Raw genomic sequence first — 2,545 nt, forward strand, 5'->3', positions numbered from 1 at the left:
CTGTTACAAATATCAGCAAAGTAAGCGGTGCTTTTGTAGCGTCTGAATCTTGTGCGAATGCTGGAACGTACACCAACACTTGGACTGTAGCTGATGATTGTGGAAATACTTCTGAAGTCTTTACTCAAATCATTACCATTCAAGATACAACAGCGCCTGCGTGGTCAACCGCTGCTACTGCTTTAAATACGACTGTTGAATGTAGTAATGCTGAAGCATTAGCCACAGCTCAAGCAACTTTCCCTATTGCTACTGATTTATGTGATGCTACTGTTACAAATATTAGCAAAATAAGCGGTGCTTTTGTAGCGTCTGAATCTTGTGTGAATGCAGGAACTTATACCAACACTTGGACTGTAGCAGATGATTGTGGAAATACTTCTAAAGTCTTTACTCAAATCATTACCATTCAAGATACAACAGCGCCTACTTGGTCAACCGCTGCTACTGCTTTAAACACTACTTTAGAATGCAGTAATGCTGAAGCATTAACCACAGCTCAAACAGCTTTCCCCATTGCTACTGATTTATGTGATTCTAATGTTACAAATATCAGCAAAGTAAGCGGTGCTTTTGTAGCCTTTGAATCTTGTGCGAATGCAGGAACTTATACTAACACTTGGACTGTAGCTGATGATTGTGGAAATACTTCTGAAGTCTTTACTCAAATCATTACCATTCAAGATACAACAGCGCCTGTTATTACTCCTTTACCTGCTGTTTCAACTATCTCTTGTGCTGCAATTTTAGAGTTTGCAGTGGCAACTGCAACTGATAATTGTGGTGCAGATGTAAAATTGACTTCTGTTGATGTGACTACTCGCGGGGATTGTACTGGCTCCTATTCAGTTAACAGAACTTGGACGGCTACTGATACTTGCGGAAATAAAACAACAGCGACTCAAACGATTAATGTGATAGATAAAACAGGACCAACTACCAACACTGCTTTTACAACACCTCTTAATGTAAATTGTGATGCAATTCCAGCTAAACCTGATCTTATATTTGTAGATAATTGTTCAACTGTCTCTACTCCTATTTTTACTGAAAACATCATAAACCGAACAGATAACTCGTATTCTATTGTTAGAAAATGGTTGGTGTCTGACACTTGTGGAAATACTTCTGATTTTACTCAAATTATCAATGTCACTATTGCCAATAGCAACGTTTTAATAAACAACGCGATCTGTAATGATGGGAATTCTACAACAACCAATTTGAATAATTTATTACCTGCCGGAATTTCTATTAATAGTGGAACTTGGATCGATATTAATAGTTCAGGTGGTTTACTAGGAAACGTATTTAACGCTGTTGGGCTTCCAATAGGAGATTACAATTTTGAATATAAAGTAAGTGATACCACTTGTCCACGTACAATTAGAGTAATTATGACAGTAAATACTGGTTGTGGAGGAATTGTATTGTCTTGTGGATCTGTAGTAGTTCACAACGCATTCTCTCCAAATGGTGATGGAATTAATGAAAAATTCGTAATCGATAATATTGATGATACCGTTTGTTATCCAGATAATACAGTTGAGATTTATAACCGATGGGGCGTATTAGTATATGAAACTAAAGGATATAATAATACGAGTAATGCTTTTGAAGGTATTTCTGCTGGTAGATCTACTATTCAACAATCTTCAGGTGTGCCTTCAGGAACTTATTTTTATATATTAAACTACACCTCAGTTGACACTAATGGAAAAATTATAACCAACAAAAAAGACGGATATTTATACTTAACCAAATAAACAACCTAATACCTGAGGAAAAAAAATCCTCAGGTATTTTTAAAATTCTATCTTTAGCACGTTTAATGAAAAATAATCCTACAGAAATTTAACAAATAGTCAAGCTGGATTACTTTGAAAGAAATCTCTAGCTTATCCAAAACAATAAATATCTACTATGAAAACAAAATTATTTTCTTTCGTTTTGATGTTTACAGCCTTTGTAAATTATGCACAACAAGATGCCCAATTTACTCAATACATGTACAACACCATCAATATTAATCCTGCCTATGCGGGATCCAGAGGCGCTTTCAGTATTTTTGCGCTACACCGTACACAATGGGTTGGACTAGATGGAGCTCCTGTTACCAATGTTGCCTCTGTCAATACTCCATTAAACGAAAGTAATTTAGGTTTAGGAGTGACTATAATTAATGATAAAATTGGACCTACTACAGAGAATACAATTTCTACTGATGTGTCCTACACGGTTCCTACTTCTGAAACTTTTAAGCTCTCTTTTGGAATTAAAGCAACTGCTAACTTGTTTAATTTGGATATTAACAAATTGAATCCAGCTCAAGCTGATCCAAGTATACGAGATTTCAATAATAAATTTACCCCTAATATTGGAGCTGGAGTTTATTGGCATTCTGATAAGGCGTATATCGGATTTTCAATTCCTAATTTTATAGAAAGCAAGCGCTATGACGACAATGAAGTTGCTATTTTTAAAGAAAAAATTAATTACTATTTAATTGCAGGTTACGCATTTGATATGAATGAATCTATTAAAT

2 protein-coding genes are annotated in these 2,545 nt (G+C 35.2%); both read left to right on the top strand.

Features of this window, described 5'->3' with window-relative positions:
- Nucleotides 1–1,766 (top strand): HYR-like domain-containing protein (locus tag AC061C_RS15555; RefSeq protein ID WP_478291926.1); only part of this gene is annotated, 1,766 nt, incomplete at its 5' end.
- Nucleotides 1,767–1,923: 157 nt separating this feature from the next.
- Nucleotides 1,924–2,545: PorP/SprF family type IX secretion system membrane protein (locus AC061C_RS15560; protein ID WP_478291925.1), on the top strand; the 622-nt coding region annotated here is incomplete at its 3' end.

It is taken from the genome of Flavobacterium sp. GNP010 (assembly GCF_056428945.1).